Raw genomic sequence first — 26,254 nt, 5'->3', positions numbered from 1 at the left:
TCTCCGCATGGATGAGGAAGTCACGCCGGAGCTGTGCCATGAGCGTGGGGACCGTCGCGGTGTGGGCATGGTGAAGCGGCGTCTGCTCGTCGAGGTGGAATCCAGTGAGCTTGCGGATGCGCGTGTCCAGACGCTCGGCGGCCTTGGCCGGGTTCTGCCGGGCAGCCTCCGCGGCCTTTTCGATGAATGCTCGCCTGCTGACCACGTTGACGACGGCCAGAACCTTGGTCTCGGCGCAATCCTCCGGGTAGAGGTCCATCGCCATGATCGTCGAGTTGCCGCCCATGCATCGGCTGCACAGGCCGATCGACATCTCCGGCCAGTGGCGCTTGGCATGGCGGACCGAACCGACTACGTACCTGCTCTCCACGAGCCCGAGACCGGAGGTTCCGGCCGGATCGCTTGCGCTGCGTCCGTGGTTGCGTAGATCGTAGGCGAGGATGTTGTATCCGGCATCGTGCAGTGCTCTGTACTCGGGCAGGAAGTTCACTTCGAAACCACCGGCCATCGTATTCCACGGAGTGAGGTGACCCGGGAAGCCGTAGCGATTGCAGGTCACCGGATGGTTGACGATCAGGAGCTTGTCTGAGCCGGCGGCCGGAATGAACCAGCTTTCGAGGGTCATGCCGTCGAGCGACGGAAAGAACACGTTCTCATAGTCCATGCCGTACTAGTCCGGCCGACGCAGGATCGGAGTCCGTTGACCGTGCGCGAACATCTGGGCATACGTCTCGACGATGACATCGAGCTTGGTCGAGATCTTGCTCTTGGCCGCTTTCGCGACTGCAGCGCCCATTGCAGTCGGCACGGCATCGTTCTGTCCGCGGTCGGCACTCTCATGGATGATTGTGTCCAGTTCGGTCACGTCATGGCCTTTCGCGTGGAGACGTTTGACCTCCAGGTTCGCAAGCGTGGCCGGTGCCCACAAGGGAAAAGATCATTCCTAGGACAAAACCATCACAGGACAATCTCCTCCAGCATGCCTATCCTGAGGACATGCCACCCACATCTCCCCAGCTCAAAGCTCTCGGCGATTTTCTGCGCGCCCGGAGGGCCGAGATCTCCCCTGAAACACTTCCGGGTCATGTCGTCAGGGGAGGGACCGCTCGCCGACGAGTGCCCGGGCTGCGGAGGGAAGAGGTGGCGCAAGCAGCCGGTGTCAGCAGCGACTACTGCACTCGTGTGGAACAGGGACGCCTTGCACCCTCGCCGGACATCCTGCTCAGCCTGTGTCGCGTGCTCAGGCTGAGTGCGGAACAGACGGCTTATGCCGAAGATCTTCTCGATGCGGCACGGGGGTTAGGCGGCTCCCGCCCCGCGCGCTCAGGCAGGAGCCAGAGGCTTCAGCTGCTGCTGGACCAGATCACGGAACTGCCGGCCGTGATATTGGGGCCACGCACGGACATCTTGGCCTGGAATCGTCTGGCTTCCGCGCTGCTCACGGACTTCTCCAGGCTTCCGTCCGACAGGCGGAACTACGTGTCACTGGTCTTCACTCAACCGGAGGTCCGTGCTCTCTATGAGGAGTGGGAGAGCGTGGCACGGACCTGCGTCGGAATCCTGCGGCGCGAGGCCGCGCATAACCCGAACGAACCCGAACTCGCGGCGTTGGTCGGACGGTTGTCCATTGAGGACGAGGACTTCCGCCGGTGGTGGGCTGAACACCGAATCGCCGAGCAGGACTTCGGTTCAAAAACTCTCAACCATCCGCTGGTCGGACGACTGACACTTGATTGGGACTCGTTCTCCTATGACGGCGCCGAGCGTCGGCAGCTCGTACTATGGTCGACCTCGCAGAGGACGGATGACGCGAAGAGGCTGGGGGCTTTGGCGGAGTCGCTCAACGGTCCTTGATCTGCTTGCGGGCGGGCACCACCGGTGGGGTGTCATACTCAGAGTGCATGAATTCCTCCGTTTTGGTCTGTCTGATCACCGTGATGGATATATTGGATCGCCCCGAGTCCAGTGGAGAGCTCATAGCGGTACGCCGACGCCCACTGGCCGGGTGGTACCAGTGTAGTAGTGCTCATCGAATTGCACTGGAGCGAGGTCTCTTCAGTACGAATGCGGGTTAATTCGGATCGCGGAGTTCAATTCCGGTCGATTCGCTATGGCGAGACCCTGGAAGGGGCAAGGTCGTGGCGTCTGTGGGCTCGGGTGAGGGTTCGTACATCAATGCTATGGCCGAAGCTCTGAACTTGGTATATCAAGCCGAGCTCATCGACCGGAAGGTGCGGTCGGGATTGATCGAGGTGATGGCGGAGACATCGAAGTGGGTGGCCTGGTACAACCAGGCCGGGTTGCATTCAGCGATCGACTACCGACTGCCATCCGAGGTCCATTCGGAATGGATCATCCAGTCCATGGCTGAGGTTGCGGGTGCGTAGGAAACCAAAGAAAGGAGCCTATACGAAACCCAGTGCTTGGCAGTAGGCATACAGCAAAAGCACCGGCAGCATGTCCGGGTCGTACCCAGCCTGCCCGGCTGTTGAGGTAGTCGCCGACCGTCGGCGACGCTTCGCGAAGGCACTTGTATCGAGGTCAGCGACCAGTGCTTCGATCCGTCACACCAAGTGATGGGACGGTAGCCATTTCCGCATATCGGGCGGGGGCAGGAACTGCTGATCACGATTGACCCGGCGATAGTTCTTAGCCATAGTCTATTGTCCCTAACCAGCAATCTATCCTGTTGACAAACACGCTCACACGATTTGGCAACAGGCGCTTGAAACTAGGCTAGTCAACTCAGACTGAATAGAACTGTTGTCCGGGCTGAACCGCCAGCGGCGGTGAGCGGGGCCGCGGCGGGCCCAACGATGGAAGAGCTGCGCCTGAGCTGTCGTGGACCTAACTGCGGCGGTGAGCGGAGACGCAGCGGCGGCGGTCGACGCGCATGACTCGGCCGCGATTGCGCAGTCGACGCTGAACGCAGTCCGGTGGTCCGTCGAAATCCGGTCGCGGAGTGCGAGAGACGACAGCAGGTTTGTGCTCGAAGGCAAATGAATCGGCCTCCCCTTCCGGGGCGCGTCGCGCACCGAACTCAGAAGTTTCGATGAACGACCGGAACTCCGCGACCAGGCGCTCCTGCATGTCGTAGAGGCTCTCATCGTTGCCTGGGTAGTCGAGGAGGACTTCAATGGCCTCCCCGGCGACGACTATCCGCGCGAAGAGCCGACGCTCGTCTTCGGTATCGCGGAGCATCGCGATGCTGTCCCACTCGTGATCGGCGAACATCGCGAGAACGATCGGAGTGACGACCTTCTCGCAGAGGACATCCTGCGTGAGTTCGATGCGGTCCATGCGTCCCACCATATGTGCTCAGTCGTCGGGAGTTCGAAGGCGTCTCGGAGTTTTGCGGAAACCGCGGCCGATCTGCGGTATGCGGCAGACTTCGTGCGGTTCCACGCCAATGCTTCCGCGACCGCGACGACGACGGGGCACCGCAAAGACTGGGACGAAGACGGCACCGCATAGACTGACAGCATGCCCCGCAGTCCGCTCCCGCCCCGAGAAGGAATCTCGGCGACCGCGCTGCGCGCCCCCGGCGGCAAGGCCACCCATGCGAAGAATCACCTGCCCGTTCCCGATTCGATCGGTCAGTGGCTCGAATCCGAATTCCCCGAGGCGGCCCCCGATTCCCGACGTGCGCTGCTGACGGATGGGGACATGCGCGACGAGGCGGGACTCCCGGTGACCTGGGACGACCCGGTCATTCCCGGTGGGTTCTACTTCTTCCACCGTCCGGTCCCTCCCGAAGAGCGAATCCCGTTCGAGGTCGGGATCGTCTTCGAAGATGAGGACCTGCTCGTCGTCGACAAACCCCATTTCCTCGCCTGCACCCCGAACGGACGCTTCGTCCGAGAATGCGTCGTCACTCGTCTGCGCGTCGACCTCGGCCAGCCCGATCTCGTCGCCATCCACCGCCTCGACCGGATCACCGCCGGACTGCTGGTCCTGTCGAAACGGCCTGAGACGCGCGGCAGCTACCAGCGCCTGTTCCAAGACCGACGAGTCAGCAAAACCTACCGCGCCCTGGCACCGGCCCCGCCGCCGGATCTCGAATTCCCGCTCGTCCGCGAATCGCGCCTGGTCAAACCCGTCGGCGGACGCCAGGTGAACGAAGTCGCAGGGGAGCCGAATGCGGTCAGTCGGATCCGACTGCTTCGGACCATCACCCCACCGGACGGCGAGCCATCACGAGGTGACACGGAGACCTCGCCGCCACCTCGGCGAGGGGGAGCTGACGGTGTCCCGTCCGAACGGGCGGGGGACGGAGACGGAGCACCGCCTCGGCGAAAGGATGCGATTGCCGAGTACGAGCTGAGTCCGGTCACGGGCAAGACGCACCAGCTGCGGGTGCACATGAACGCGCTCGGGCTGCCCATCCTCGGTGATCCGGTCTATCCGGTCGACCTCGCCCCGGACCCCTACGACTTCTCATCACCGCTGGAGCTGTTGGCCGCGAAGATCGAATTCGATGATCCGCTGACGGGGCTGAGCCGACGATTCGAGAGCGGACTCGAACTCGATCCCGCCGCAGTCAGCTCCGATCCAGGCGAAACCCGGTAGCCTGGTGTTATGAGTCCACACGCCCCCGGATGCACATCAGAGGCCATCGTCGCCCTTGTCCGCACCCGCATCACCGACGGTGAATACCCGGCAGGAAGCCCGGTCCGCGATGGTGCCTTGGCCAAGGAATTCAACGTTTCGCGCAACACCGCCCGCGAATCGCTGAGCCTGCTGCGCCACGCCGGGCTGCTCACTCAGGAGCCCAACCGGGGCTTCTTCGTCTCCACCTTCGGCATCGACGAACTCAAGGACCTCTACCGCGCCCGCCGGGTCTTCGAGATCCGCGCCGTCCAGGAATCTCAGGACGCCACCGACGAGGCGATGGCCGCCGTCGAAGCTTCCGTGGTCCGGGCCGAAACCGCGCCGAAGAACGAAACCTGGGCCGATGCTCAGGAGCACTCGGCATCGTTCCACCGTGCGATCGTCGGGCTGCTGGGCTCACCGCTGCTCGACGAGTTCTACCTCAACCTCATGGCCAGGCTGTCGACGACGTTCTCGCGCTCGCCCGAGCCCGGCAAATACCACTCGCACTGGGCGAATCCGCATCGGGACATCCTCGAGAAGATGAAATCCGGGGATCGGCAGGGGGCCGAAGGACTGCTGCGCATCCACCTCGACGACTCCGAAGCCTCGACCCTCGACCTCGCACGGTCAGTGGGGGAGGGGCGGTAGGGTTTCCCGCACGAATCCGACAGCTTTTCCTGTGTAGCCAGTCTCACAGTGCCCGGTGCTTGAACCCATAGCGGTCGACTCTCTCGCTCCGATAGCATTGAGCCACCGTATCTTCGCGTCGAAAGGCTGTTTTCATGGGAAACCCTGAGCAGGAATCACAGGCCGCAAACGATCCGTTCTCGCTGACGGGACTCACGTATGACGATGTCCTCCTCCTGCCAGGCGACACCGATGTCATCCCTTCCGAAGCCTCCACCGCCTCCCGGCTGACCAAGGAGATCGAGCTCAACATCCCGCTCGTCTCCGCGGCGATGGACACCGTGACCGAATCTCGGATGGCGATCGCCATGGCCCGCATCGGCGGTCTGGGCATCATCCACCGCAACCTCTCCGCCGAGGATCAGGCGAACCAGGTCGACTACGTCAAGCGCTCCGAATCGGGCATGATCAATGATCCGCTGACGATCACCCCGGACAAGACGCTGGAAGAGCTCGACGAGATCTGCGGCAAGTACCGCATTTCCGGCCTGCCCGTCGTCGATGAGAACAATGTGCTCGTCGGCATCGTGACCAACCGCGACCTGCGCTTCGTCACCCGCAGCGAATTCCCCACACGCACCGTCGCCGAGACGATGACGAAGATGCCGCTGGTCACCGCGCCCGTCGGCGTGGCCGCCGAGAAGGCCTTCGAGCTGCTCGCCGAGCACAAGGTCGAGAAGCTGCCTCTCGTCGATGACAACAACGTCATCCGGGGCCTCATCACCGTCAAGGACTTCGTCAAGACCGAGGAATACCCGCTGGCCACCAAGGACGACGAAGGTCGCCTGCGCGTCGGTGCCGCCGTCGGGTTCTACGGCGACGCCTACGAGCGTGCCGGAATGCTCGCCGAGGCGGGCGCCGACGTCCTCGTCGTCGACACCGCGAACGGCCACGCTCGCGGAGTCACCGACATGATCAGGAAGATCAAGTCCGACCCGGCGTTCTCCGCCGTGCAGATCATCGGCGGAAACGTCGCTACGAAGGAAGGCGCGCAGGCGCTCGTCGAGGCCGGAGTCGACGCCGTCAAGGTCGGCGTGGGACCCGGATCGATCTGCACCACCCGCGTCGTCGCCGGTGTCGGCGTCCCGCAGGTCACCGCCGTCCACCTCGCCGCTCAGGCCGCCCGAGCCGCCGGCGTCCCGGTCATCGCCGACGGCGGACTCCAGTACTCCGGTGACATCGGCAAGGCGCTGGTCGCCGGTGCCGACACCGTCATGCTCGGATCCCTGCTGGCCGGGTGCAACGAGTCGCCGGGCGAACTCATCTTCGTCAACGGCAAGCAGTACAAGGCCTACCGTGGCATGGGCTCGCTGGGCGCGATGGCTCCGCGCAAGGGCAAGTCGTATTCGAAGGACCGCTACTTCCAGGCCGATATCGCCACCGACACCGACCTCATCCCCGAGGGCATCGAAGGTCGTGTCGCCTATCGCGGTCACCTCAAGCAGGTCGCCCACCAGCTCACCGGAGGTCTGCGCCAGACGATGTTCTACGTCGGCGCCCGCACCGTTGACGAGCTCAAGGCCAAGGGCAAGTTCGTCCGTCTGACCACGGCTGGGTTGAAGGAAAGTCACCCGCACGATATCCAGATGACCGTCGAGGCCCCGAACTACGTCGTGAAGTGAGGTCGTGAGGTCCCCCGAAGGAGGGGTCTCTGGTCGATGGGAAGCCGCAGTTTCCGCATGTGCGCGGAGGCTGCGGCTTTTTTGTGCGTCTGCGAATGCGCGGGGGTTGCGGCTTTTTCGTGCGTTCGCGAGTGCGCGGCATTTCTAGGTCAGCATCGGATACTGTCTGACCGAAAGTAGGTCAGCATCGGATACTTTTCCGGCGACAGAAGTATCCGATGGTGACCTAAGTTTGCTTAGGCGGAGGGGCGAAGGTGGGGTACCGGACGATCCGTGCGGGATTCTGTGCTGAGACCCCGCACGGGGCGTCCGGAACTCAGCGAGCGTGGTGCCTCGCACTTGCCGTTCCTCTCTCCTTGCGCAGAGCTTCGGGCCGAGGCGCAGGCTCTTCTCCTTGCGCAGAGCAGCGGGTCGAGGCACAGACTCTCGTAGACTGACTAAATGTCGTTGAGCCGCAGCTTCCGAGTGCTGTGGGGAGCCAATGCACTCTCGAATCTCGCGGATGGCCTGGCCTTTGTCTCGATGCCCCTGCTCGCTGCGTCATTCACCGATGACCCGCGAAGCATCGCTGGTTTGGCTACCCTCTATGCGATCGTCCGCCTCTTCGTCGCATTGCCTATCGGTGTTGTCGTGGATCGACTTGAACGCCGGAAACTGATCGTCGTTGCCAATCTTCTGCGGGGACTCGCGCTGCTGGGATTCGCGCTCTCATTGCAGTTCGGGCTGTCGTCACTTGTCGCGCTCTACCTTGCCATGGCGGTGGTGGCCGCTTTGGAGAGCACTGCGGACAACGCTGCCGTCGCAATCCTGCCGTCGCTGGTCGACCGTGGAAGATTGGAGGCAGCAAATGGAAGAATCGCCGCTGCGCAACTCGTCGCCGATGAATTCGTAGGACCTCCGTTAGGAGGACTTCTCATTGCGATCGCAGCGTCAGCGCCGGTCTTCGCAATGGGAGGACTGTGGTCAGCAGCGGGTCTGATCGCTTTGGCTCTGCCCGCCCGCCGGGCCCGACGCGAACACGACCTGTCGTCACAGCAGCGGATCGCCGGGAGCTTCCCCTCGCCCATGGAGATGTACCGCGAATCCATGGACGGCCTTGCGTGGCTGGCTCGTCACAAACTCGTCGGTGGGCTTGCTCTGATCGGTGCCCTAGCCAGTATCGGATACATGCTGGCGTTTTCGATCCTCGTGCTGATCGCCCGAGACCGGCTCGGACTCGGTGAGACAGCCTATGGTTTCCTCCTCGCGTTCTCCGCACTCGGCGGTCTCCTCGCAACCTTTGCAGCACCCGCACTGCGACGCCGACTGGGCGCGAAACGGACCATCGCCGCGAGTCTTCTGCTCGGAGCGCTATCGCTGGGTGGGCTCACATTCACAACAGACCCGCTGATCGCAGGAGCCCTATTGGCCGTCTACATCTTCCACGCGGTCGTATGGAACATCTGCTCGACTTCGCTCCGCCAGAGGCTCGTGCCCGATTCGCTGCTGGGAAAGGTCGGCGGCGCGACTCGCGTCATGGGGCTGTCCGGACTTGCCATCGGCTCCTTGGCGGGAGGCCTTCTGGGCACAATCAGCCTGATGATTCCTGTGGCCACAGCCTCTGGAGTCTTCGTGATCTGCACGGTCCTGGCGGCGGTGCTGATCGACGACGAATCGTTCTGTGAGGATTGATCCAGGCGCCCAACGAGCGGCAGATCTAGGTCAGCATCGGATACGTTCCGACCGAAAGTAGGTCAGCACGCGGGGCATCGGATACTTTCCGACCGAAAGCAGGTCAGCATCGGATACTTTCCGGCGACAAAAGTATCCGATAGCGACCCATATTTGCTGTGGCGAAGCGGTAAAGGCCGAGTTCCGGACGATTTGTGCGGAATTTTGCCTCGGGACTCCGCACGGGGCGTCCGGAACTCGGGAGCCGGATCCGCCCGGAACGTCTCACGATGTTGGACAACACACCTGAATGTGACGAAGGCCACTCAGCGCTTTTCGGCCCGATGCACCCGTAGTGCGAACAGCCTCCTTGCCGCATAAAACCTGGGCGCGGGCACGGTCTTGCCCGACGGATGCGCGACGCCCGTAGTTGTCGGAACGGCGAAGACTCTCTTCGCCAGCCCGGAAAGTTAGGGTAGGTTTCCCTAACGCGAGCCGCGCCTTGCGGTGCGCATCATCGAAGGAGGAAACCTCACAGTGACGACTTCTCTGCTCTATGACACCGAAGCGACACCCACCTCAGCACCCCTTCAGACCCCCGAAATCCCCCACCCGGATGCCGTTGGCACCGTCAGCGATCATGACGCCCACACCGATGCCCTCCTCGGCGCCCACAGCGCAGGCGATTACACATCGCTCATGCATGACGTCGTCGACATCCTCGGCGAACGGTTCCGCACCACCGAGCGGGCCGCCTCGGCGAAGGATCGCTCCGGACTCCAGGCCGCCGTCGATGCCGTCGACCTCGACACCGCAGGCGTCGGCAACGCCGAAGCCCTGCGCGAGGTCGACGCCCTCTACGCCGACAATGCCGTGTGGTTCCACCATCCCAGCTACGTTGCCCACCTCAACTGCCCGGTCGCCGTATCCGCCGTCGCCGCCGAGGCAATGCTCGCCGCCATCAACACCTCGGTCGACACCTACGACCAATCCGAGGTCGCCACCCTCATGGAACGCCGCCTCATCGACTGGACCTGCGGCCACCTCGGCTTCGTCGGCGGCGACGGAATCTTCACCTCCGGAGGCACCCAGTCGAATCTCCAGGCACTTTTCCTCGCCCGCGAAAACGTCCTCGCCGAGGTGGCAGGACACTATGAGACCGAACCTCGCCGAGGCGGCCCTGGCCTGGGCGCGCCCACCCGTCGTGATCTGCTGCCTGGGCTGCGGATCCTTGCCACCGACCAGGCCCACTTCTCCGTGTCCCGCGCGGCATTCCTCCTCGGCCTCGACGCCGAGGCGGTCGTGACCGTCCCGACCGACGAGTCCGGCCGCATGGATGTCGAAGCCCTCAACGCCAGCCTGCTCGCCATCGAGGCGAACGACCAGATCCCCATGGCCGTCGTCGCCACCGCCGGCACCACCGACCGCGGCGTCATCGACCCGCTCGAGACCATCGCCGAGGTCTGCGCAGCAGCGAACGTGTGGCTGCACGTCGACGCCGCATACGGCGGCGGACTGCTCTGGGCCCCGGCTCGCGCCCACCTGCTCGACGGGATCTCGAAGGCCACCTCGGTGACCATTGACTTCCATAAGACGTTCTTCCAGCCGGTGTCCTCCTCGGCCCTGCTCATCAGGGACGCAAGCCTGTTCGCACCGACGATCCACCACCACGACTACCTCAACCCCGAAGCCGAAGCGCACAAAGCCGACGCCGAACCGAACCAGGTCGACAAGTCCCTGCAGACCACCCGCCGCTTCGACGCGCTCAAGCTCTGGACGACGCTGCGCGCCCGCGGGGCACGCGAGATCGGATCGATGCTCGACACCGTCTGCGACCTCGCGACCGACGTCCGGGAGCTGCTCGAGGCCCAGGCGGACTTCGAGGTGCTCGGCGCCTCGGACCTGTCCACGGTGCTGTTCCGCTTCGCCCCGGCGACCGCGGACCCGGCCACCTGCGACGAACTCGTCCCGCTCATCCGTCGAGTCCTCTTCCGCTCCGGCCGCGCGGCCATCGCCCGCACCGTCATCGACGGAACGCCGTGGCTCAAACTCACCCTGCTCAACCCCGACACCAGCATCGATGACGTCACCGCCGTGCTCGACCTCGTCCGTGCCACAGGGCACGGCATCCTCGCCGGCCGAGATCTCGAGGACGCCGCAACCGAAGGAGGCGCAGCATGAGCGCAGATTCCACGCCCATCCATGACATCCTCGGCGTCGGGATCGGCCCGTTCGGACTCGGCCTGGCCGCACTGTCGGAACCGCTCGACGACGTCGACGCGATCTTCGTCGACCAGCGCTCCGAATTCCGCTGGCACCCGGGCATGATGATCGAAGGCTCGACCATCCAGGTGCCGTTCCTCGCCGACCTCGTCACCATGGCCGACCCCACCTCCCCGTACTCGTTCCTCAACTTCCTCAAAGAGCGCCGGCGGCTCTACCCGTTCTACATCCGCGAATCGTTCTACCCCCTGCGCGCCGAATTCGACGAATACTGCCGCTGGGTTTCCGCCCAGTTGGATTCGCTGCGGTGGAACCGTCGCGTCGTGTCCGTGACCAGGGAGGACGGTGTGTTCACCGCCCTCGCCGAGGTGGCCGACGACTCCGGTTCGATTGTGGGCACCGAGACCTACCGCGCCCGGCATCTCGTGCTCGGCGTGGGAACAAAGCCCGTACTGCCACCTGCGCTGCAGGGGCTCGAGGGCGATGCCGGCGCTGGTGCGTCCGGCCCGGGCCCGGACGGTGCCGCCGGCTTGCCCGCTGCCGGGCCGCTCATCCACACCGCCGACTACCTCGAGAACCGGGAGGCGCTGCTCGACTCGGGGGCGATCACGATCGTCGGCAGCGGCCAGTCCGCCGCCGAGATCTACCGTGACCTCATCGACGACGCCGAAGACCGAGGCATACGCCTCGACTGGGTGACCCGGTCGCCGCGGTTCTTCCCGATGGAGTACACGAAGCTCACCCTTGAGATGACCTCCCCGGAGTACACCGACCACTTCCGTGCCCTGCCCGAGGAACTGCGCGAACGAGTCGGCCGGGAACAGCGCACCCTGTACAAGGGCATCTCCGCCGACCTCGTCGAAGACATCCACGACACTCTCTACCGACTCAGCCGCGGCGGGCGAGAACTGCTGACGAACCTCATCTCCGAAGCCGAACTCGTCACCGCCGAGATCGACCCGATCAGCGGCGAATACCTGCTCGGGTTCCGCAATACGGCACTGGGAAAGACCTTCATCAGGCGGTCCGGATCGGTCGTCGCCGCCACCGGATACAAACCGCAGGTGCCGGGCTTCCTCAGCCCTCTCGGTGACGAGATCCGCCTGGACTCCCGGGGCCGCCTCGACGTCAGCCGCCACTACACGATCAACGACGAAGGCACGATCCATGTCGTCGGCGGCGAAGAGCACACCCACGGCGTGACCGCCCCCGACCTCGGCTTCGGCCCGTGGCGGGCCTCGGTGGTGCTGGCCGCAGTGACCGGCCGGGAACCCTATCCGATCGAACGGACCATCGCCTTCCAGACCTTCGGGATTCCGGCCGACGAATCCGATGCCGTCCCCGATGCCGCCTTCGCACTCGAGAACTCCAAGGAGATGTCGCACGCATGACCACCGAACTCATCACCAGCCTGACCACCACCGAGGCGGACGAAACCGACCCGACCGATGCTGCGGTTGGTGCGAACGCCACCAGTACGCGCACGGACCGCAGTTCGGACGTGAAGCTCACGGCCGCCTCGGCGACAGTGACCATCCGTCCGCTCGACGTCGATCGGGACACCGCTCGGATCCACGAGTGGCTCACCCATCCGCGCGCCCACTACTGGATGATGACCGACCTCGACGAGAACGAGGTGCGGACCTACTTGGAGGGCATTCGCGACTCCGCGGACGACTCCGGTTGGGTCGGCTCCGTCGACGGCATCGACTGCTTCTACGTCGAGACTTACACCCCCGACAGCCTCATCCCGCGAAACGTCCTGGCCACCGGCGAGGGCGATATCGGGATGCACCTGCTCGTCGCACCGCCGGCAGGACCCGCCGTACACGGCCTCACCGACCGCATCATGGCCGAGGTCATCGACTTCTGCCTGAAGCCGGTTGACCAGGGAGGACGCGGCGCCGAGCGCGTCGTCGTCGAACCCGATGCCAGGAACGACGCGATCATCGAGAAGAACCGCGCCGCCGGTTTCACCCCCATCACCGAGGCGACCATCATGATGGGCGAGATCGAGAAACTGGCGCTCGTCAGCGTGTGCACTCGCGTAGATTTCGAGGCCAGCGCGCTGGCTCCGTTCGTCGGAGGCGCAGCTCGGGAGACGCGCGCGGCTGAAACCGGGGAACCGGACAGAGACCAGCGGTCCACCATGTCTCGCACGGGTCGGACGTCGTCAATGCCACCGACTCCGTATGCCCACCTCAACGGCGATGCGTTCGCCGTCGTGCAGCGCCACCTCGTCGCCAAAGCCCTGTCCGAATTCGCCCACGAACGACTCATCGCACCGGTGAGCGTCGGGGCGGGGAAGGGAGTCCTCGTGGACGGCGCCGCCGATGCGAATGGGGGAGCCGCCTCGGCGAATGGCGAGGGCCGGACCTGGGAACTGAGCATCGACAGGGCCAGCCGATACACGTTCACCGCGCGGGTGCTGCCGCTCGAGCACTGGGTGATCGACGAAGCGAGCATCACCCGGTGGCGTGACGGATCCGAGGTTCCGCTCGACGCACAGGAACTCGTCGTCGAACTCCAGGACGAACTCGCCATCCCCGAGGACCTCATCTCCACCTACCTCGAGGAGCTCGCGTCGACCCTGGCCGGGGCCGCGTTCAAACTCGAGGACTCTCGGGCCGGGCGCAGACCCGATGCACGGGCACTCGTTGACGCGGATTTCCAGACCACCGAGGCGGCCATGACTGAGGGCCATCCCGGGTTCCTCGCGAACAACGGTCGCATCGGCTTCGGCCTCAGCGACTTCCGCAAGTGGGCACCGGAGAACGGACAGCTCAACCGCATCGAATGGGTGGCGGTGAGGCGTGAACTCAGCCATCTGTCCTTAGGTGTCGGACTCGATGAGGAGAGCCACTTCGGTGAGGCTCTCAGCGAAGCCGAACGGGATCTCTTCGGTACCCGGATCCGGGCGGCGGGACAGGATCCTGCTGACTTCCATCTCATGCCGATCCATCCCTGGCAGGCCGACCACCGACTGGCGATCACCTTCGCTGCGGACATCGCTCGCGGCGACCTGCTGCCGCTCGGGGAGGGACTCGATAAGCATCAGGCGCAGCAGTCTCTGCGCACGTTCTTCAACCATTCGCGGACCGGCGCCCCGTATGTCAAGGTCGCGCTCGCCGTGCAGAACATGGGATTCCTGCGCGGGCTGTCGCCGAAGTACATGCGCGACACCCCGGCCATCAACGACTGGGTCGCGGGCTTGGTGGGATCCGACCCCGCCTTCGCCGAGGCGGGATTCCGAGTGCTGCGGGAGCGTGCCGCGCTTGGCTACACCGGGGACGTCTACCACCGGACGAAGGAGACGAATCCGCATCGGAAGATGCTCGCGGCCCTCTGGCGGGAGAACCCCGTTTCGCGTATCGAACCAGGTCAGAAGCTCATCACCATGGCCGCTCTGCTGCACCGGGACCATCATGGGGTGTCGCTGGCGGGTGAGCTCATCAGCGCATCCGGTCTGAGTGCCGGGGCGTGGCTGCGCAGCTACCTCCGGGCCTACCTGAAACCGCTCGTCCATGCGCTGCTCGCGCACGATCTCGTATTCATGCCGCACGGGGAGAACCTCATCCTCGTCCTCGACGGGCATGTGGTGACCGGGGCATTCATGAAGGACATCGGTGAGGAAGTCGCCGTGCTCGGCCACCGCGAACTGCCCGCCGATGTCGAACGCATTCGCGCCGTGGTGTCGGGGGAGGAGAAGGCATTGTCGGTCTTCACCGACATGTTCGACGGGGTCCTGCGGCACCTGTCGGGCATCCTCGACGCCGATGGACTGCTGCCTGCTGACAGGTTCTGGGCGATTGTCGGTGAGGTGCTTGATGAGTACGAAGCCGAACACCCGGCTGCGGGCCGCGGTGTCAGCGGAGACGTCGATCTGCGTGCCGACCACTTCGCTCATTCGTGCCTCAACCGGCTGCAGCTGAAGAACACGAAGCAGATGGTCGACATCGGCAACCAAGCAGAATCACTGCTCTACGCGGGCACGATGCCCAACCCCGTGGCTCGCAGAGGCGGCCTGACAGTCACCTCGCCGACCGCTCGCCCCAGCGCCGACCGCTCGCCGCATAACTTGATACAGCGACGGCAACTCGAGCGGTCGGTGAAGGAGGACTGGGCTAGAGCGTGCGCTCGCCGCTGAGCTGAGCGGTCGGTGAACCGACGAACAACCTCGCCGAGGCGGGACTCCTGAAACGAGTCCCGCCTCGGCGAGTACCATTCACAGTGAAAGCGACCTTGACTGCACCGCTGACCAGAGAAGAGCATGCGATGACACCCGAGCAGACTTCACTCGTCGAACGAACCCGTGCGCTCATTCCCGGAGAGTCCGTGGTCCGAGAGGTCTCGATGTTCGGCGGCCGCGCGGTCATGGTCAACGAGAAGATGATCGTCAGCGCTGGTAAGACGGGCGATCTGCTGGTGCGAGTCGATGCCGCTCGGCACGACGAGCTCCTCAAGCGACCGGATGCGGCCCAAGCCGAGATGGGAACCGGGCGAAACATGGGGCCGGGATGGATCAACGTGAGCGCAGAGTCTGTCCGTGATGACGAACAGCTGGCATTCTGGATCGAGACCGCCATGGACTTCAACCGGGCAGTGACGAGCCTGCCGGACTGATCCCGGGGACCGTTGACGCGGCCGCTATCTGCCGACCGCTCACCTCAGCGACACTGCAGCGAGCTATGCGGCGCGCGGTCGGCGCGGACTTGAGCGGTCGATGCGATGCGACCGAGCCGATGTGTGCGGTCGGCGCTGAGTTGAGCGGTGGGTGAGGCGCCGAAGTCCGAACACCGCAATCGCCGAGGTGGGGCTTCGCAACGGAGCCCCACCTCGGCGAGTGCGTTCATCCTTCACCTCAGCGGTTAGTATCATTCCAACGGTTGCCTGCGCATCGCTGCGCAGAGTCACGAATCGGTCCTCAGACTCAAAGGTGCGCACATGGCGAAGCAGAACGATCGGCCGACCCTGGCCACGGTCGCTGCCCGCGCCGGTGTGAGCATCAAGACGGCCTCCCGCGTCCTCAACGGCGAAAAGCACGTTGCCGCTTCGACCGCAGAGAAGGTCGAAGCCGCCGCCGAAGAGCTCGGATTCCGACTCAACCCCACGGCCCGGCGCTTGCGTGCCGGAGGCCGCTCACCCTATATCGGCGTGGTCCTCTCCGACGCCGGGGACGCCTTCCAGGCCCGTGCCTTCGCCGCCGTGGAAGCCGAACTCGCAGCCGTCGACCTGCGCCCTGTGGTGACCGTGGTCGGTGACGATCCCGACCGGGAGGAAGCCTTCCTCGACGAATGCCTCGCCAACGATCTGACCGGGATCATCGTCATCCGCGCCCACCCCGAGGCGGCCGAGACCTACGCACGAGCCGCCTCGGCGCCGGGCACCCGAATCGTCTCCCTCGACCCGGCGGTCGACAGTCCCGGCATCAGCATCGTCGCAGGTGATGACCGTGAAGCGGGACGCCTCGCGGCCGAGCAGCTGCTCGCACACGGACATATGGCACTCGGCGTCATCGGAGATCAATCGCCCAGCCTCATCACCACCCGCCGCCTGCAGGGAATCCAGGATGCCGTCGCCGGCCGTCGCGGCGTCGGCTGGCGCGCCTATATGCGCGAAGACGCCCACGACGAAGCCAGCGCAAAGAACGTCGTCGCCGCCTGGCTCGGCTCCCGCAGCGCCCCCGGTGCCCTCATCACCCTCTCGGCCACGCTCACGCAGGGCGCCATCGATGCCTGCCGCCGCCTCGGCGAATGGCCGGCCCTGGTGGGCATCGACGATTTCCCCACGGCCGAACTCCTCGACGTCACCGTCGTCGATCGCAACGTCGAGTCCCTTGCCGCCGAGGCGGTCCGCAGGCTCCGGGCCGGTGCGGAACCCAGCGGTGCCGGGGTGGGTGAAGGTCGCCTCGGTGAGGGAAACGGCCCGATCGCGGCGGAGGCGATGGGGCATGGTCGTGTCGACGACAGCGTGCCCGATTTCGACAACGCGCTGTGCGTCATCGCTCGTGGCAGCGGTGAAGAGCCGCCCGACACTCGCTGAGAACTTTTGCGAAAACAGTTGACAGCAGGCGGTCTTCAGCGAATCATATTCAACAGCCTGACAACGTTGTCAGATTGATTGAAAGGTTCACAATGAGGCATAACCTTAAGTCCCACAAGAAGCTGGCGCTCTTCGGCGCCTCGGTCGCGATCGGCGCTCTGGCGCTCAGCGGCTGCGGCAATCAGAAAGGGCAGGGAAACGACGAGGCGGACAGCGGATCCGGCGGCGACGGAGACGTCACGATCGCACTGCTGCTGCCCGAGTCGAAGACCACCAGATACGAGTCGCTCGACAAGCCGAACTTCGAGAAGTACGTCGCCGAGGCCAACCCCGACGCCAAGGTCGAATACCGCAATGCCAACCAGGACGCGACCCAGCAGCAGCAGCAGTTCGAAGCGGCCGTGACCGAAGGCGTCGACGCCATCGTGCTCGACCCCGTCGACGCCTCCGCGGTCGCCTCGGCGCTGTCGAAGGCCGAAGCCAAGAAGATCCCGGTCATCGCTTACGACCGCTTCTTCGAGGGCGCGGACTACTACACCTCGTTCGATAACAAGAAGATCGGCAACCTGCAGGGCCAGGCCGTCCTCGACGGACTCAAGGACACCGGAGTCGATCCGAAGTCGGGACCGGTGTGGATGGTCAACGGCGACCCGAAGGACCCGAACGCCGCAGACTTCAAGGCCGGCGCCGAGGAGACCCTCAAGGGTGCAGGCGTCGATATCGCTGCCAGCCATGACACCCTCGACTGGAACCCCGACGACGCCCGCCAGTGGGTCGAAGGTCAGCTGCAGGGGAAGGGTGAGAAGCCGATCGCCATCTACGCGGCCAACGACGGCACCGCCGGCGGCGTCATCGCCGCGACGAAGAAGGCCAAGGTCGAAACCGTGGTGACCGGCCAGGACGCTGAGGTCGACGGTCTGCAGAACATCCTCAAGGGTGATCAGTTCGCCACGATCTACAAGTCGATCCCACCGCAGGCGGAGTTCGCTGCCAAGGCCGCTGTGGCTCTGGCTGCGGGCGAGGACGTCGAAGCGAGCACGACCTACAAAGACACCCCGACGGACTTCGTCGAGGCCAAGGTCGTGACCAAGGACAACATCAAGGACATCGTCGGCGACCAGATCAAGGCCTCTGATATCTGCACGAGCAAGGTGGAGAAGCTCTGTGCCGATGCCGGCGTGAAGTGAGCACGTGTGCGCTCACGATCTGATGCGACCGACCTCGAGCCGGCGACCATCACCGGTCGCCGGCTGCCGGGGTCAACGACTGCGACAAGTAGGAACAGATGACACCAGAGACACCTGAACCGGCATCCGCAGCGACGCGGACGCCGGGCAGCGACAGCGAGCCGGTGCTCGAACTGCGCGGAATCAACAAGCGATTCGGTGCCGTTCAGGCACTGACCGACATCAATCTCAGCGTCGGCCGCGGCGAGGTCGTCGGCCTTGTCGGCGACAACGGCGCCGGCAAATCGACGCTGATCAAGGTCATCGCCGGAGTCCATGCCGCCGATGAGGGCGAGCTCATCATGAACGGAATGGCGCAGAGGTTCTCCTCCCCGAAGGACGCGCAGAGGGCCGGAGTGGCCACCGTGTTCCAAGACTTGGCCCTGTGCGAGAACCTCGACGTCGTCGCCAACCTCTTCCTCGGACATGAGAAGACCCGCGGCGGAGTGCTCGACGAGGTGTCCATGGAGGCCAAATCCTGGGAGCTGCTGCGCAGTCTGTCAGCGAAGATCCCGAGCGTGCGAGTGCCGATCGCGGCCCTGTCCGGCGGTCAGCGTCAGACCGTCGCGATCGCTCGCTCGCTGCTGGGCGAACCCTCCCTGGTCATGCTCGACGAGCCGACGGCGGCGCTCGGTGTCGCCCAGACGGCCGAGGTGCTCAACCTCATCGAACGGCTGAAGGAACGTGACCTCGGGGTGCTGCTCGTCAGCCACAATATGGCTGACGTGCAGGCTGTGTGCGAGCGGGTGCACGTGCTGCGCTTGGGCAAGGACGCCGGTGACTTCCCTGGCGACGAACGCACGGACGTGCTCGTGGCCGCGATCACCGGGGCCAGCGACAACGTCGTGACCAAGCGTGCGGCACGGAGGGGTGAGCGTCGATGACCCGCAATTCCTTCATCACCGACGAACGGATTACTCACGAAGGCGTCGTCGGAACGTTCCTGCGACGGGTCAAAGAGGGCCAGCTCGGATCGTTCCCGGTCATCTTCGCCCTCATCGTCATCGTCATCGTCTTCCAGACGGCCGACTCGAACTTCATCTCTCCGGCCAACCTCGTCAACCTCTCCACCCAGGTCGCATTCCTCGCGATACTTGCCCTGGGCATCAACCTCATCCTGCTCCTCGGCGAGATCGACCTCTCCCTGGCGCAGTTGGGCGGATTGGCCGCCTCGCTGCTCGGTGTTCTGGTGGTGAGGCAAGGTGTGCCGCCGGCCCTGGCGCTGGTCATCATGCTGCTGCTCGGCCTGGTCGTCGGTGCGATCCAGGGCTGGTTCTTCGCCGTCGTCGGCATCCCGGCGTTCGTGGTGACCCTGGCCGGCTTGCTCGCGTTCACCGGCCTGACGCTGACAACCCTGGGTACGCAGAAGAACCTGTCGATGTCGGACACCTTCGCCTTCGACTTCGCGAGCTTCTATTTCCCGGCGATCTGGGCCTATGTCTTCGGTGCGATCGCGATCATCGGATTCGGCGTCGGCATCATCTATTCGAAGTTGCGCCGCCACCGGGAGGGTCTCAGCGCTCCGAGCTGGACTTCGGTGACCGTGAGGATCGTCCTGCTGGCCGCGATCGTGTTCGGCTTCCTCATCCTCGTCAATCAGGACTTCGGTCTGGCGATGCCGTTCTTCCTCATGATCGTCATCGCGATCATCATCGACCTCGTGCTGCGCAAGACCCGTTATGGTCGTTCGATCTACGCCGTCGGCGGCAAGGTCGAAGCCGCCCGACGTGCCGGCATCCGCGTGACCTGGGTGCGCATCAGCGTGTTCATGGCTGCCGGAGTGCTGGCCGCTCTGTTCGGATTCATCAAGACCGGAGTGACGACGAACGCGGGATCGACGCTGGTGAGCACGCAGGACCTGCTCAACGCGATCGCTGCGGCCGTCATCGGCGGCACCTCGCTGTTCGGTGGTCGCGGAACCGCCTGGGCGGCAGTGCTCGGCGCACTGGTCGTCGGCGCGATCAACAACGGTCTCTACCTCATCGGCTTCAACTCCGATGCACAGCAGATCATCACCGCGCTCGTCTTGCTCACCGCCGTAGTCATCGATGCGCTCAGCCGCCGCGGCCAGAGGTACGTCGGGCGGGGGTAGTGCCGGGTCGGCGGCACAGGGGCGTCCGCTCAACGCTGAGCGCTCAAGCTGTCGTCGACCGCTCGGTTCCGCAAGAGCTCCCTCTGCCGACCGCTCGCCTGAGCGTCGAGCGCGCAATGCACAGCTTGATACAGCGACGTCAAGTCGAGCGGTCGGCACTGAGCATCCAAGGAGTCGCCGTGCCTCAGCCGGGCTGATACAGTCGGAGCCAATGACATGGGGTGCCTCATGAAGATCCGTTCGCACCGAAGAGCTGCGCACGGAGGACACCGAGGCTGAGAGAACACCCATCGAACCTGATCTGGGCCATACTAGCGAAGGGATCGTCATGGTTGACTTCGACCTGCGTTCTGCGAATGCGCGACTGCGCGCAAGCAATCCACTCATCCAATGCATCACGAACACCGTCGTGCAGCAGTTCAGCGCGAACGTGCTCCTGGCTGTCGGCGCCTCCCCGGCGATGCTCGACCACGAAGCCGACGCCGGACAGTTCGCCGGCATCGCCAGCGGAGTCCTCGTCAACTTCGGCACCGCCTCCAACCATCAGCTGCTCGCCGCCGATGCCGCCATCGACGTCGCCAACGCCGCCGGCAAACCCTGGGTCCTCGACCCCGTGAGCGTCGGCGCCGTCGACTTCCGCACCTCCCGCATCCGCCGCGCCGCCGCCGATCACCCCACCGCCATCCGCGGCAATGCCTCCGAGATCGCAGCTCTCGCCGGAGTCGGACTCGGCGGTCGCGGCGTCGACTCCACCGATGAAGTCGATGCCGTCCTCCCCGCCGCCGCAAAGCTGGCCAGGGAAACCGGGGCCATCGTCGCCGTGTCCGGACCCACCGATGCCGTCGTCGCCCATATCGACGGCACCGACCACGTCGCCCGCATCACCGGCGGACATGAGTTCATGCCGCTGGTCATCGGCACCGGGTGCTCTCTCGGCGCCGTCACCGTCGCCTACCTGGCTGCCGCCCGGGCAGGACTGGCCGACCCCGACGCCGATGCCTCGGCCGTCAACGCCACGAACGGGTCCGGGGACGGTGGGGCCGCCTCGGCGAGGTTCGAAGCCGTCGTCGCCGCCCACGCGCACTTCGCGGTCGCCGGCGAACTCGCCGCCGACGGCGCGAAGGGGCCGGGCAGCTACTCGGTGAACTTCCTCGACGCACTCCACGCCGTCGACGGTGACCGACTCGCACAGGCGAGAATCAGCCTCGACACGCTCACCACTGTCAGCGATACCGCCAACGAAGGCGTCCAGGCATGACCGCCGGATCCGCCCACATCGCTGACACCCCGGACCGCGCCGCCGCCCACATCGCTGACACCCCGGACCGCGCCGCCGCCCACATCGCTGACAACCCGAACGGCGCCGCCGCTAACCGCGCCGCCGTGACCGACCGCTTCGCCGGAATCGACACGCGCCTCTACCTCGTCACCGACTCCGCGCAATGCGAAACCGCCGGCCGCACCGTCGCCGAGACCGTGCAGGCCGCCGTCGCCGGGGGAGTGGGCATCGTCCAGGTCCGCGACAAGGACATCGACGACGCCGGCTTCTACTCGCTCACCCGCCAGGTCATCGCCGCCGTCGACGCCGCCACCCGCGACACCGACCGCACGGTCCCCGTCGTCCTCAACGACCGCGTCGAGGTGGCCCGCCGCCTCATCGACGAAGGCGAGACCGTGCACATCCACGTCGGCCAAACCGATGCCACCGTCGCCGAGGTGCGCGCCGCCCTGGGTGCGGCACCGCTCATCGGTCTCTCGGCCGCGAACAGCGACGAATTCGCCGCCGCCCGCAACTCCGGAGTCGTCGACCTCGTCGGCATCGGACCGGTCTATGACACCTCCACAAAAGCCGACGCCCCCGACGGCATCGGACCGGAGCGCCTCGGCGAGCTGGCGGCAGAAGCCGGCCTCCCCGCCGTCGCCATCGGCGGCATCACCGCCGACCGTGCCCCCGACCTGCACGGACGTGGACTGATCGGAATCTGTGTGGTCTCGGCGATCTGCCTGGCCGACGATCCGAAGTCGGCGGCCGAAGAGCTGCTGGCCGCTTTCACCGGGAGCGACCAGTGACGACCCGCCCGCCGATCACCTTGTCAATCGCCGGCACCGACCCCTCCGGCGGCGCCGGTATTCACGCCGACCTCAAGACCTTCACCGCGCGGAAGACCATGGGCACGACCGTCATTACCGCCCTCGTCGCGCAGAACACGCACGGGGTGTCGCGCGTCTATCCGATCGACGTCGATTTCGTCGCCGATCAGTTCGAGTCCGTGCTCGGCGACCTGCCCGTCGATGCGACGAAATCGGGGATGCTCGGCAGCCGTGACCTCGTCGAACTCGTCGTCGCCCGCGCCGCCGAAGGCCGGCTCGGCTTCTTCACCGTCGACCCGGTGATGATCGCGACCTCCGGCCATCGCCTCCTCGAGGCCGATGCCGTCGACGCCGTGCGCACCCACCTGCTGCCCGTCGCCGACCTCATCACCCCCAACCTCCCCGAGGCGGCCCTGCTCATCAGCGATGACGAACCCGAAGCGCAGACGACCGAAGCCATGCGTGACCAGGCCGGGCGCCTGCTCGAGCGGGGGCCCGGAGCGGTCCTGCTCAAGGGCGGACACGGCAGCGATGACGAGGTCATCGACATCCTCGCCACGAGCGACGGTCAGGTCCGGGAGTTCACCCACCCCCGCGTGACGACGATGAACACGCACGGAACAGGGTGCACTCTCTCGGCTGCGATCACCGCCGAGGTGGCCGTCCTCGGCCGTGAACGCGCAGCTGCCGCCGGGGGACCTGCCGATCCGGCGGCCCCGACCGGGAAAGATCGGTCACGCGCGGCGATCGGGTCCGACCTCCTCGGCGAGGCTGTCGGCAATGCCCTCGATTTTCTCGCTCGCGCCCTGAACTCGGCTGCGGACTGGCAGCTGAGTCTGGATCCGGAGGGCGCCCACGGACCCGTCGACCACCAGGTCGACGTCGTCCGCGGTCGACCGGCCTGAGGTATCCATCCCGCCTGACCACCACCTCACCGGAACCGCCAACTCACTCGAACCACCACGTCATACGAATCACCATGTCACACGAGCACAAAGGAGTTCCCATGACCGTCACCTTTACCGCCGGCCCACTGACCACCCAGCTGTGGGACCGCGTTCGCCCCATCATCAAGCAGATCGAAGAGCTGCCGTTCCTCGCCCAGCTCGCCGACGGCAGCCTCGATCCGAAGGCCTTCGTCAATTACATCTCGCAGGACAGCCTCTACCTGAACGGATATGCCAAGGCCATGTCGTTCCTGGCCGCGAAGACCGTCGACCGTGACGAATCCCGATTCTGGGCCGGATCTGCCGCCGAGGCGATCACCGTCGAAGAGGAGATGCACGCAGAGCTGCTCGCCGACGCCCGACTCGCCTCGGCGCTGGAGGAGCTCACCGCGGAAGGCTCCCGATTCAAGGCCTCCCCGAACACGCTCGGCTACGTGTCCTTCCTCGTGGCCACGGCCGCCAGCCGTTCCTACGGCGAAGGCGTCGCCTCAGTGCTGCCCTGCTTCTGGGTGTACGCCCACATGGGCAAGGTGCTGATCGACCAGGCCGGCCAGATGTCCGATGACCACCCCTACCGCACCTGGGTGCAGACCTACGACTCACCGGAATTCGACGAATCGACCCGCCACGCCGTGCACATCCTCGAACAGGAACTCGCGAAGGCCCCGAGCGAGGAATCTGCCCGCATGCGAGCAGCCTTCGAACAGGCCTGCGTATACGAACTCCACTTCTGGGCGTCGGCCCACGCGATGCAGAACTGGGACGTCTCCGTGTTCCTGCCCCAAGAAGTCACCGTCTGATCCCGGGGAGCATCGGATCTCCTTCGGCGGGGTGGCCGCAGCCGACGACGTGGTCACCTCGGCGGGGTGAGTCTGCGGTAGAAGCGCCAGACGGCGAGTCCCGTGGCGACGAGGAAGACGGCCGTCGGCACGACGGTCAGCCATTCCGGCATCGTCGCCGAACGTGCTGTCTCCGCGATGATGACGAGGATGGCTGCGATGAGCAGTGCGGTGAGTCCGGCGGTGATGCGCAGGAGTTCCATGAGGCAGTCGACGAGGTAGGTCTTGTCGCCTCGCTCGATCCAATACTCCTTGTGTGGGGCATTGATGAGCGAGATCGGCAGCTTGGCAATCAACGGCCGGATCGACATGAGGGTGGGCAGGCCGAGCCCCACAGGCACGAAGATCCCCAGAAGTCCGGCTTTCGACGTCCAGTCATCGGGCTGACCGCCGGAATCGAAATGGGTGGCCACGGTGTCCGGGGCCTGCACCCAGAACCAGACGGAGAACCCGAGGAAGACGAGGATCGAGAGACACGCAAAGATGAGCGCGGCGGTTCCACTCGGTGGGTTCCGATGCGGTTGAGAAGGGGAAGGCATGTTGTCACTCTAACAACAGCTGTGCGCAACGGGCCTGCGGCGATCGTCCGGCAGGTTCGCTCCGACTGAGGCAACGGAGGTTCGCCCCGGCTGGGGCAGCAGAGCCTCAGGCTCGGGATGCGCCCGAGGGATCTTCCGGGTAGTGAGTGAGCGGTCCGAAGGATCCGAGCACATGCCAACCGCGGCGCAGGGCGGTCCAGAGGAGCACGTGATCGACCTCGATGAGGGGCACTCGGTCATGCTTCGGGCAGGCGTATCGTCCGATGACGAAGACGATCGTCGCGAACATCACTGCGATCATGAATAGAATCAGAAGATCCATGGCGGCCCCCTCACACCCTGAGACGAATGCTTCTCTTTCAGTCTCGCCCCAAAGTACCGAGAAAGATAGGGGTATCCCACCTGGTGAGCGCGAAGGTGATCAAAAGCACGCCCGAGTGAGACGAAGCTCGCTTCAGCGGCCTCAAAAGGCCTCAAAAGGCCTCAGGCGAAGCTCGTGGCCAGGCTCTCGGCGGCGGCGATGACGGACTGCGCGGCAGCGCGTCCCTGCTCGTCGGTGATCGAGGACGGGAAGGTGAAGCGCACACTCGTCTGCGCAACCTCGGCGGCGATCCCCAATGCCGTGAGCACATGCGAGGGCTCGTCGGAGCCGACCGCGCAGGCCGAACCACTCGACGCCGTCACCCCGCGGCGTTCGAGCTCGAGCAGCACCGCCTCTCCGGAGGTGTGCGAGAAGCAGAACGACGAATGGTTCGGAGTCCGAGTCTCCCGACCGTCAGACCCGGCCGTGCCCGCCGCGCCTGTGAGGAACGCCCCGGGCACGCTGTCGACAACAGCGGCGATGAACTCATCGCGGACGGCCCGGACTCGATCGGCGGCCTCACGCCGCTCCGCCTCGGCGAGTTCGAGTGCCGTGGCGAACGCGACGGCCAGAGCCACGTTCTCCGTGCCCGAACGGCGTCCGGACTCCTGCCCGCCGCCGTGGATGAGCGGTTCGACGGGGACGCGGGCGCGGATCGCGGCCACACCGATGCCCTTCGGCGCACCGACCTTGTGCCCGGCCAAACTGAGCGCATCGACGCCCAACCCGGTCAGCGGTAGCCAGCCGGCCGCCTGCACCGCATCCGTGTGGAAGAGGGCGCCGGCGTCATGGGCGATGCTGGCCAAGCTCGGAATGTCGGCGACGGTGCCGATCTCATTGTTCGCATAGCCCACGGTCACGAGCACGGTGTCGGGGCGCACGGCCGCGGCCAGCGCCTGTTCGGTCACGGTCCCGTCGGAGGTCGGGGCCACCTCGGTGACGGTGAATCCATGGACGCGGGCCAGGAACTCGACCGAGGCGAGCACCGCTTCGTGTTCGATGGGGGAGGTGACGATATGTCGCCGAGGCGGCACCGCGGTCCCGGCCCGACGCTGGGTCTGAGCCCGACCCTGGGTTTGGTGCCCGAGGGCCATGCCGATGATCGCGAGATTGTCCGCCTCGGTGCCGCCGCTGGTGAACGTGATGTCCGTGGCTCTCATTCCCAGCACCTTCGCCACCCGAGCCCGGGCGTCGGTGAGAGCGTCGGCGGGTCCGCGACCGAACTCGTGATGGCTCGACGGATTGCCGAACGCGCCGGCCAGATACGGCCACGCGGCTTCGAGGGCCTCCCGGCGTACGGGGGCCGCAGCCGCGGTGTCGAGGTAGAGGCGCCCGGTCATCC

Annotated in this window: 24 protein-coding genes and 1 riboswitch; of the genes, 19 read left to right on the top strand and 5 right to left on the bottom strand. The window is 65.4% G+C overall.

The window, feature by feature from the left end; genetic code table 11:
* The first annotated feature begins 7 nt into the window (after window positions 1-7).
* Window positions 8-427 (top strand): hypothetical protein, encoded by a 420-nt coding sequence (locus AD89_RS20595; protein ID WP_197021694.1) that lies wholly within the window; start codon window positions 8-10, stop codon window positions 425-427.
* A 243-nt stretch (window positions 428-670) separates the two neighbouring features.
* Here AD89_RS20595 and AD89_RS19810 read toward each other — a convergent pair whose 3' ends face one another.
* Window positions 671-865: a hypothetical protein gene (locus AD89_RS19810; protein WP_155807346.1), complete on the bottom strand. Its 195-nt coding sequence runs from the start codon at window positions 863-865 to the stop codon at window positions 671-673.
* Between the two features lie 131 nt (window positions 866-996).
* On the opposite strand from AD89_RS19810, the gene AD89_RS0101625 reads away from it, so the two are divergent.
* Together AD89_RS0101625 and AD89_RS0101620 are read left to right on the top strand one after the other, a co-directional pair.
* Window positions 997-1,854, top strand: a complete 858-nt coding sequence (locus AD89_RS0101625) for a helix-turn-helix domain-containing protein (protein ID WP_025776865.1) — start codon at window positions 997-999, stop codon at window positions 1,852-1,854.
* Window positions 1,855-2,138: 284 nt separating this feature from the next.
* Complete coding sequence (locus AD89_RS0101620; protein WP_197021693.1) at window positions 2,139-2,387, top strand: integrase core domain-containing protein; 249 nt, start codon at window positions 2,139-2,141, stop codon at window positions 2,385-2,387.
* A gap of 460 nt (window positions 2,388-2,847) precedes the next feature.
* Here the strand turns inward: AD89_RS0101620 and AD89_RS0101615 are convergent, their stop codons facing one another.
* Complete coding sequence (locus AD89_RS0101615; RefSeq protein ID WP_155807344.1) at window positions 2,848-3,300, bottom strand: hypothetical protein; 453 nt, start codon at window positions 3,298-3,300, stop codon at window positions 2,848-2,850.
* Window positions 3,301-3,483: 183 nt separating this feature from the next.
* Between AD89_RS0101615 and AD89_RS0101610 the strand changes: the two genes are divergently transcribed.
* From AD89_RS0101610 to AD89_RS0101530, 16 genes are all read left to right on the top strand, one after another.
* Window positions 3,484-4,569: a pseudouridine synthase gene (locus tag AD89_RS0101610; RefSeq protein ID WP_025776862.1), complete on the top strand. Its 1,086-nt coding sequence runs from the start codon at window positions 3,484-3,486 to the stop codon at window positions 4,567-4,569.
* Window positions 4,570-4,578: 9 nt separating this feature from the next.
* Entirely contained in the window at window positions 4,579-5,241 is a 663-nt protein-coding gene (locus AD89_RS0101605; RefSeq protein WP_025776861.1) for a GntR family transcriptional regulator, read from the top strand.
* Between the two features lie 134 nt (window positions 5,242-5,375).
* Window positions 5,376-6,902, top strand: a complete 1,527-nt coding sequence (gene guaB / locus AD89_RS0101600; protein WP_025776860.1) for an IMP dehydrogenase — start codon at window positions 5,376-5,378, stop codon at window positions 6,900-6,902.
* 441 nt (window positions 6,903-7,343) lie between these two features.
* Entirely contained in the window at window positions 7,344-8,573 is a 1,230-nt protein-coding gene (locus AD89_RS0101595; RefSeq protein WP_025776859.1) for an MFS transporter, read from the top strand.
* A 678-nt stretch (window positions 8,574-9,251) separates the two neighbouring features.
* Window positions 9,252-10,733 (top strand): pyridoxal phosphate-dependent decarboxylase family protein, encoded by a 1,482-nt coding sequence (locus tag AD89_RS0101590; RefSeq protein ID WP_081770308.1) that lies wholly within the window; start codon window positions 9,252-9,254, stop codon window positions 10,731-10,733.
* Window positions 10,730-12,166 carry a lysine N(6)-hydroxylase/L-ornithine N(5)-oxygenase family protein gene (locus AD89_RS0101585; protein WP_025776857.1) on the top strand — a complete coding sequence of 479 codons (1,437 nt, stop codon included), beginning with the start codon at window positions 10,730-10,732 and terminating at the stop codon, window positions 12,164-12,166. The genes AD89_RS0101590 and AD89_RS0101585 overlap by 4 nt, the downstream gene beginning before the upstream one ends.
* Window positions 12,163-14,922: a GNAT family N-acetyltransferase gene (locus tag AD89_RS0101580; RefSeq protein WP_025776856.1), complete on the top strand. Its 2,760-nt coding sequence runs from the start codon at window positions 12,163-12,165 to the stop codon at window positions 14,920-14,922. The genes AD89_RS0101585 and AD89_RS0101580 overlap by 4 nt, the downstream gene beginning before the upstream one ends.
* A 128-nt stretch (window positions 14,923-15,050) precedes the next feature.
* Entirely contained in the window at window positions 15,051-15,398 is a 348-nt protein-coding gene (locus AD89_RS0101575; RefSeq protein WP_025776855.1) for a TfoX/Sxy family protein, read from the top strand.
* Between the two features lie 321 nt (window positions 15,399-15,719).
* Entirely contained in the window at window positions 15,720-16,817 is a 1,098-nt protein-coding gene (locus AD89_RS0101570; protein WP_025776854.1) for a LacI family DNA-binding transcriptional regulator, read from the top strand.
* Window positions 16,818-16,909: 92 nt separating this feature from the next.
* Window positions 16,910-18,004 (top strand): substrate-binding domain-containing protein, encoded by a 1,095-nt coding sequence (locus AD89_RS0101565; protein ID WP_025776853.1) that lies wholly within the window; start codon window positions 16,910-16,912, stop codon window positions 18,002-18,004.
* A 98-nt stretch (window positions 18,005-18,102) separates the two neighbouring features.
* Window positions 18,103-18,927: an ATP-binding cassette domain-containing protein gene (locus AD89_RS0101560; RefSeq protein ID WP_025776852.1), complete on the top strand. Its 825-nt coding sequence runs from the start codon at window positions 18,103-18,105 to the stop codon at window positions 18,925-18,927.
* The gene (locus AD89_RS0101555; RefSeq protein WP_025776851.1) at window positions 18,924-20,135 is read left to right on the top strand and encodes a sugar ABC transporter permease; all 1,212 of its coding nucleotides are present in this window, start codon (window positions 18,924-18,926) and stop codon (window positions 20,133-20,135) included. Before AD89_RS0101560 ends, AD89_RS0101555 begins: the two co-directional genes overlap by 4 nt.
* A gap of 207 nt (window positions 20,136-20,342) precedes the next feature.
* A riboswitch (TPP riboswitch) is annotated at window positions 20,343-20,476 on the top strand.
* The gene (locus AD89_RS0101545; protein ID WP_025776849.1) at window positions 20,464-21,393 is read left to right on the top strand and encodes a hydroxyethylthiazole kinase; all 930 of its coding nucleotides are present in this window, start codon (window positions 20,464-20,466) and stop codon (window positions 21,391-21,393) included. Its footprint overlaps the riboswitch before it by 13 nt.
* Entirely contained in the window at window positions 21,390-22,205 is an 816-nt protein-coding gene (thiE, locus tag AD89_RS0101540) for a thiamine phosphate synthase (RefSeq protein ID WP_025776848.1), read from the top strand. Before AD89_RS0101545 ends, thiE begins: the two co-directional genes overlap by 4 nt.
* Window positions 22,202-23,131, top strand: coding sequence for a bifunctional hydroxymethylpyrimidine kinase/phosphomethylpyrimidine kinase (gene thiD / locus AD89_RS0101535; protein WP_025776847.1), 930 nt, complete (start codon window positions 22,202-22,204; stop codon window positions 23,129-23,131). The genes thiE and thiD overlap by 4 nt, the downstream gene beginning before the upstream one ends.
* 101 nt (window positions 23,132-23,232) lie before the next feature.
* Window positions 23,233-23,973: a TenA family protein gene (locus AD89_RS0101530; RefSeq protein WP_025776846.1), complete on the top strand. Its 741-nt coding sequence runs from the start codon at window positions 23,233-23,235 to the stop codon at window positions 23,971-23,973.
* 53 nt (window positions 23,974-24,026) lie between these two features.
* Here AD89_RS0101530 and AD89_RS0101525 read toward each other — a convergent pair whose 3' ends face one another.
* The 3 genes from AD89_RS0101525 to AD89_RS0101515 form a co-directional block, all read right to left on the bottom strand.
* Entirely contained in the window at window positions 24,027-24,551 is a 525-nt protein-coding gene (locus AD89_RS0101525) for a DUF1648 domain-containing protein (RefSeq protein ID WP_025776845.1), read from the bottom strand.
* Between the two features lie 106 nt (window positions 24,552-24,657).
* The gene (locus AD89_RS0101520) at window positions 24,658-24,873 is read right to left on the bottom strand and encodes a hypothetical protein (RefSeq protein WP_025776844.1); all 216 of its coding nucleotides are present in this window, start codon (window positions 24,871-24,873) and stop codon (window positions 24,658-24,660) included.
* 161 nt (window positions 24,874-25,034) lie between these two features.
* Window positions 25,035-26,252 carry a cysteine desulfurase family protein gene (locus AD89_RS0101515; protein WP_025776843.1) on the bottom strand — a complete coding sequence of 406 codons (1,218 nt, stop codon included), beginning with the start codon at window positions 26,250-26,252 and terminating at the stop codon, window positions 25,035-25,037.
* Between the last annotated feature and the right edge of the window lie 2 nt (window positions 26,253-26,254).

Source organism: Brevibacterium sp. VCM10, from assembly GCF_000583215.1.
GTDB lineage: Bacteria > Actinomycetota > Actinomycetes > Actinomycetales > Brevibacteriaceae > Brevibacterium > Brevibacterium linens.
This window is presented reverse-complemented; position numbering and strand designations above follow the sequence as displayed.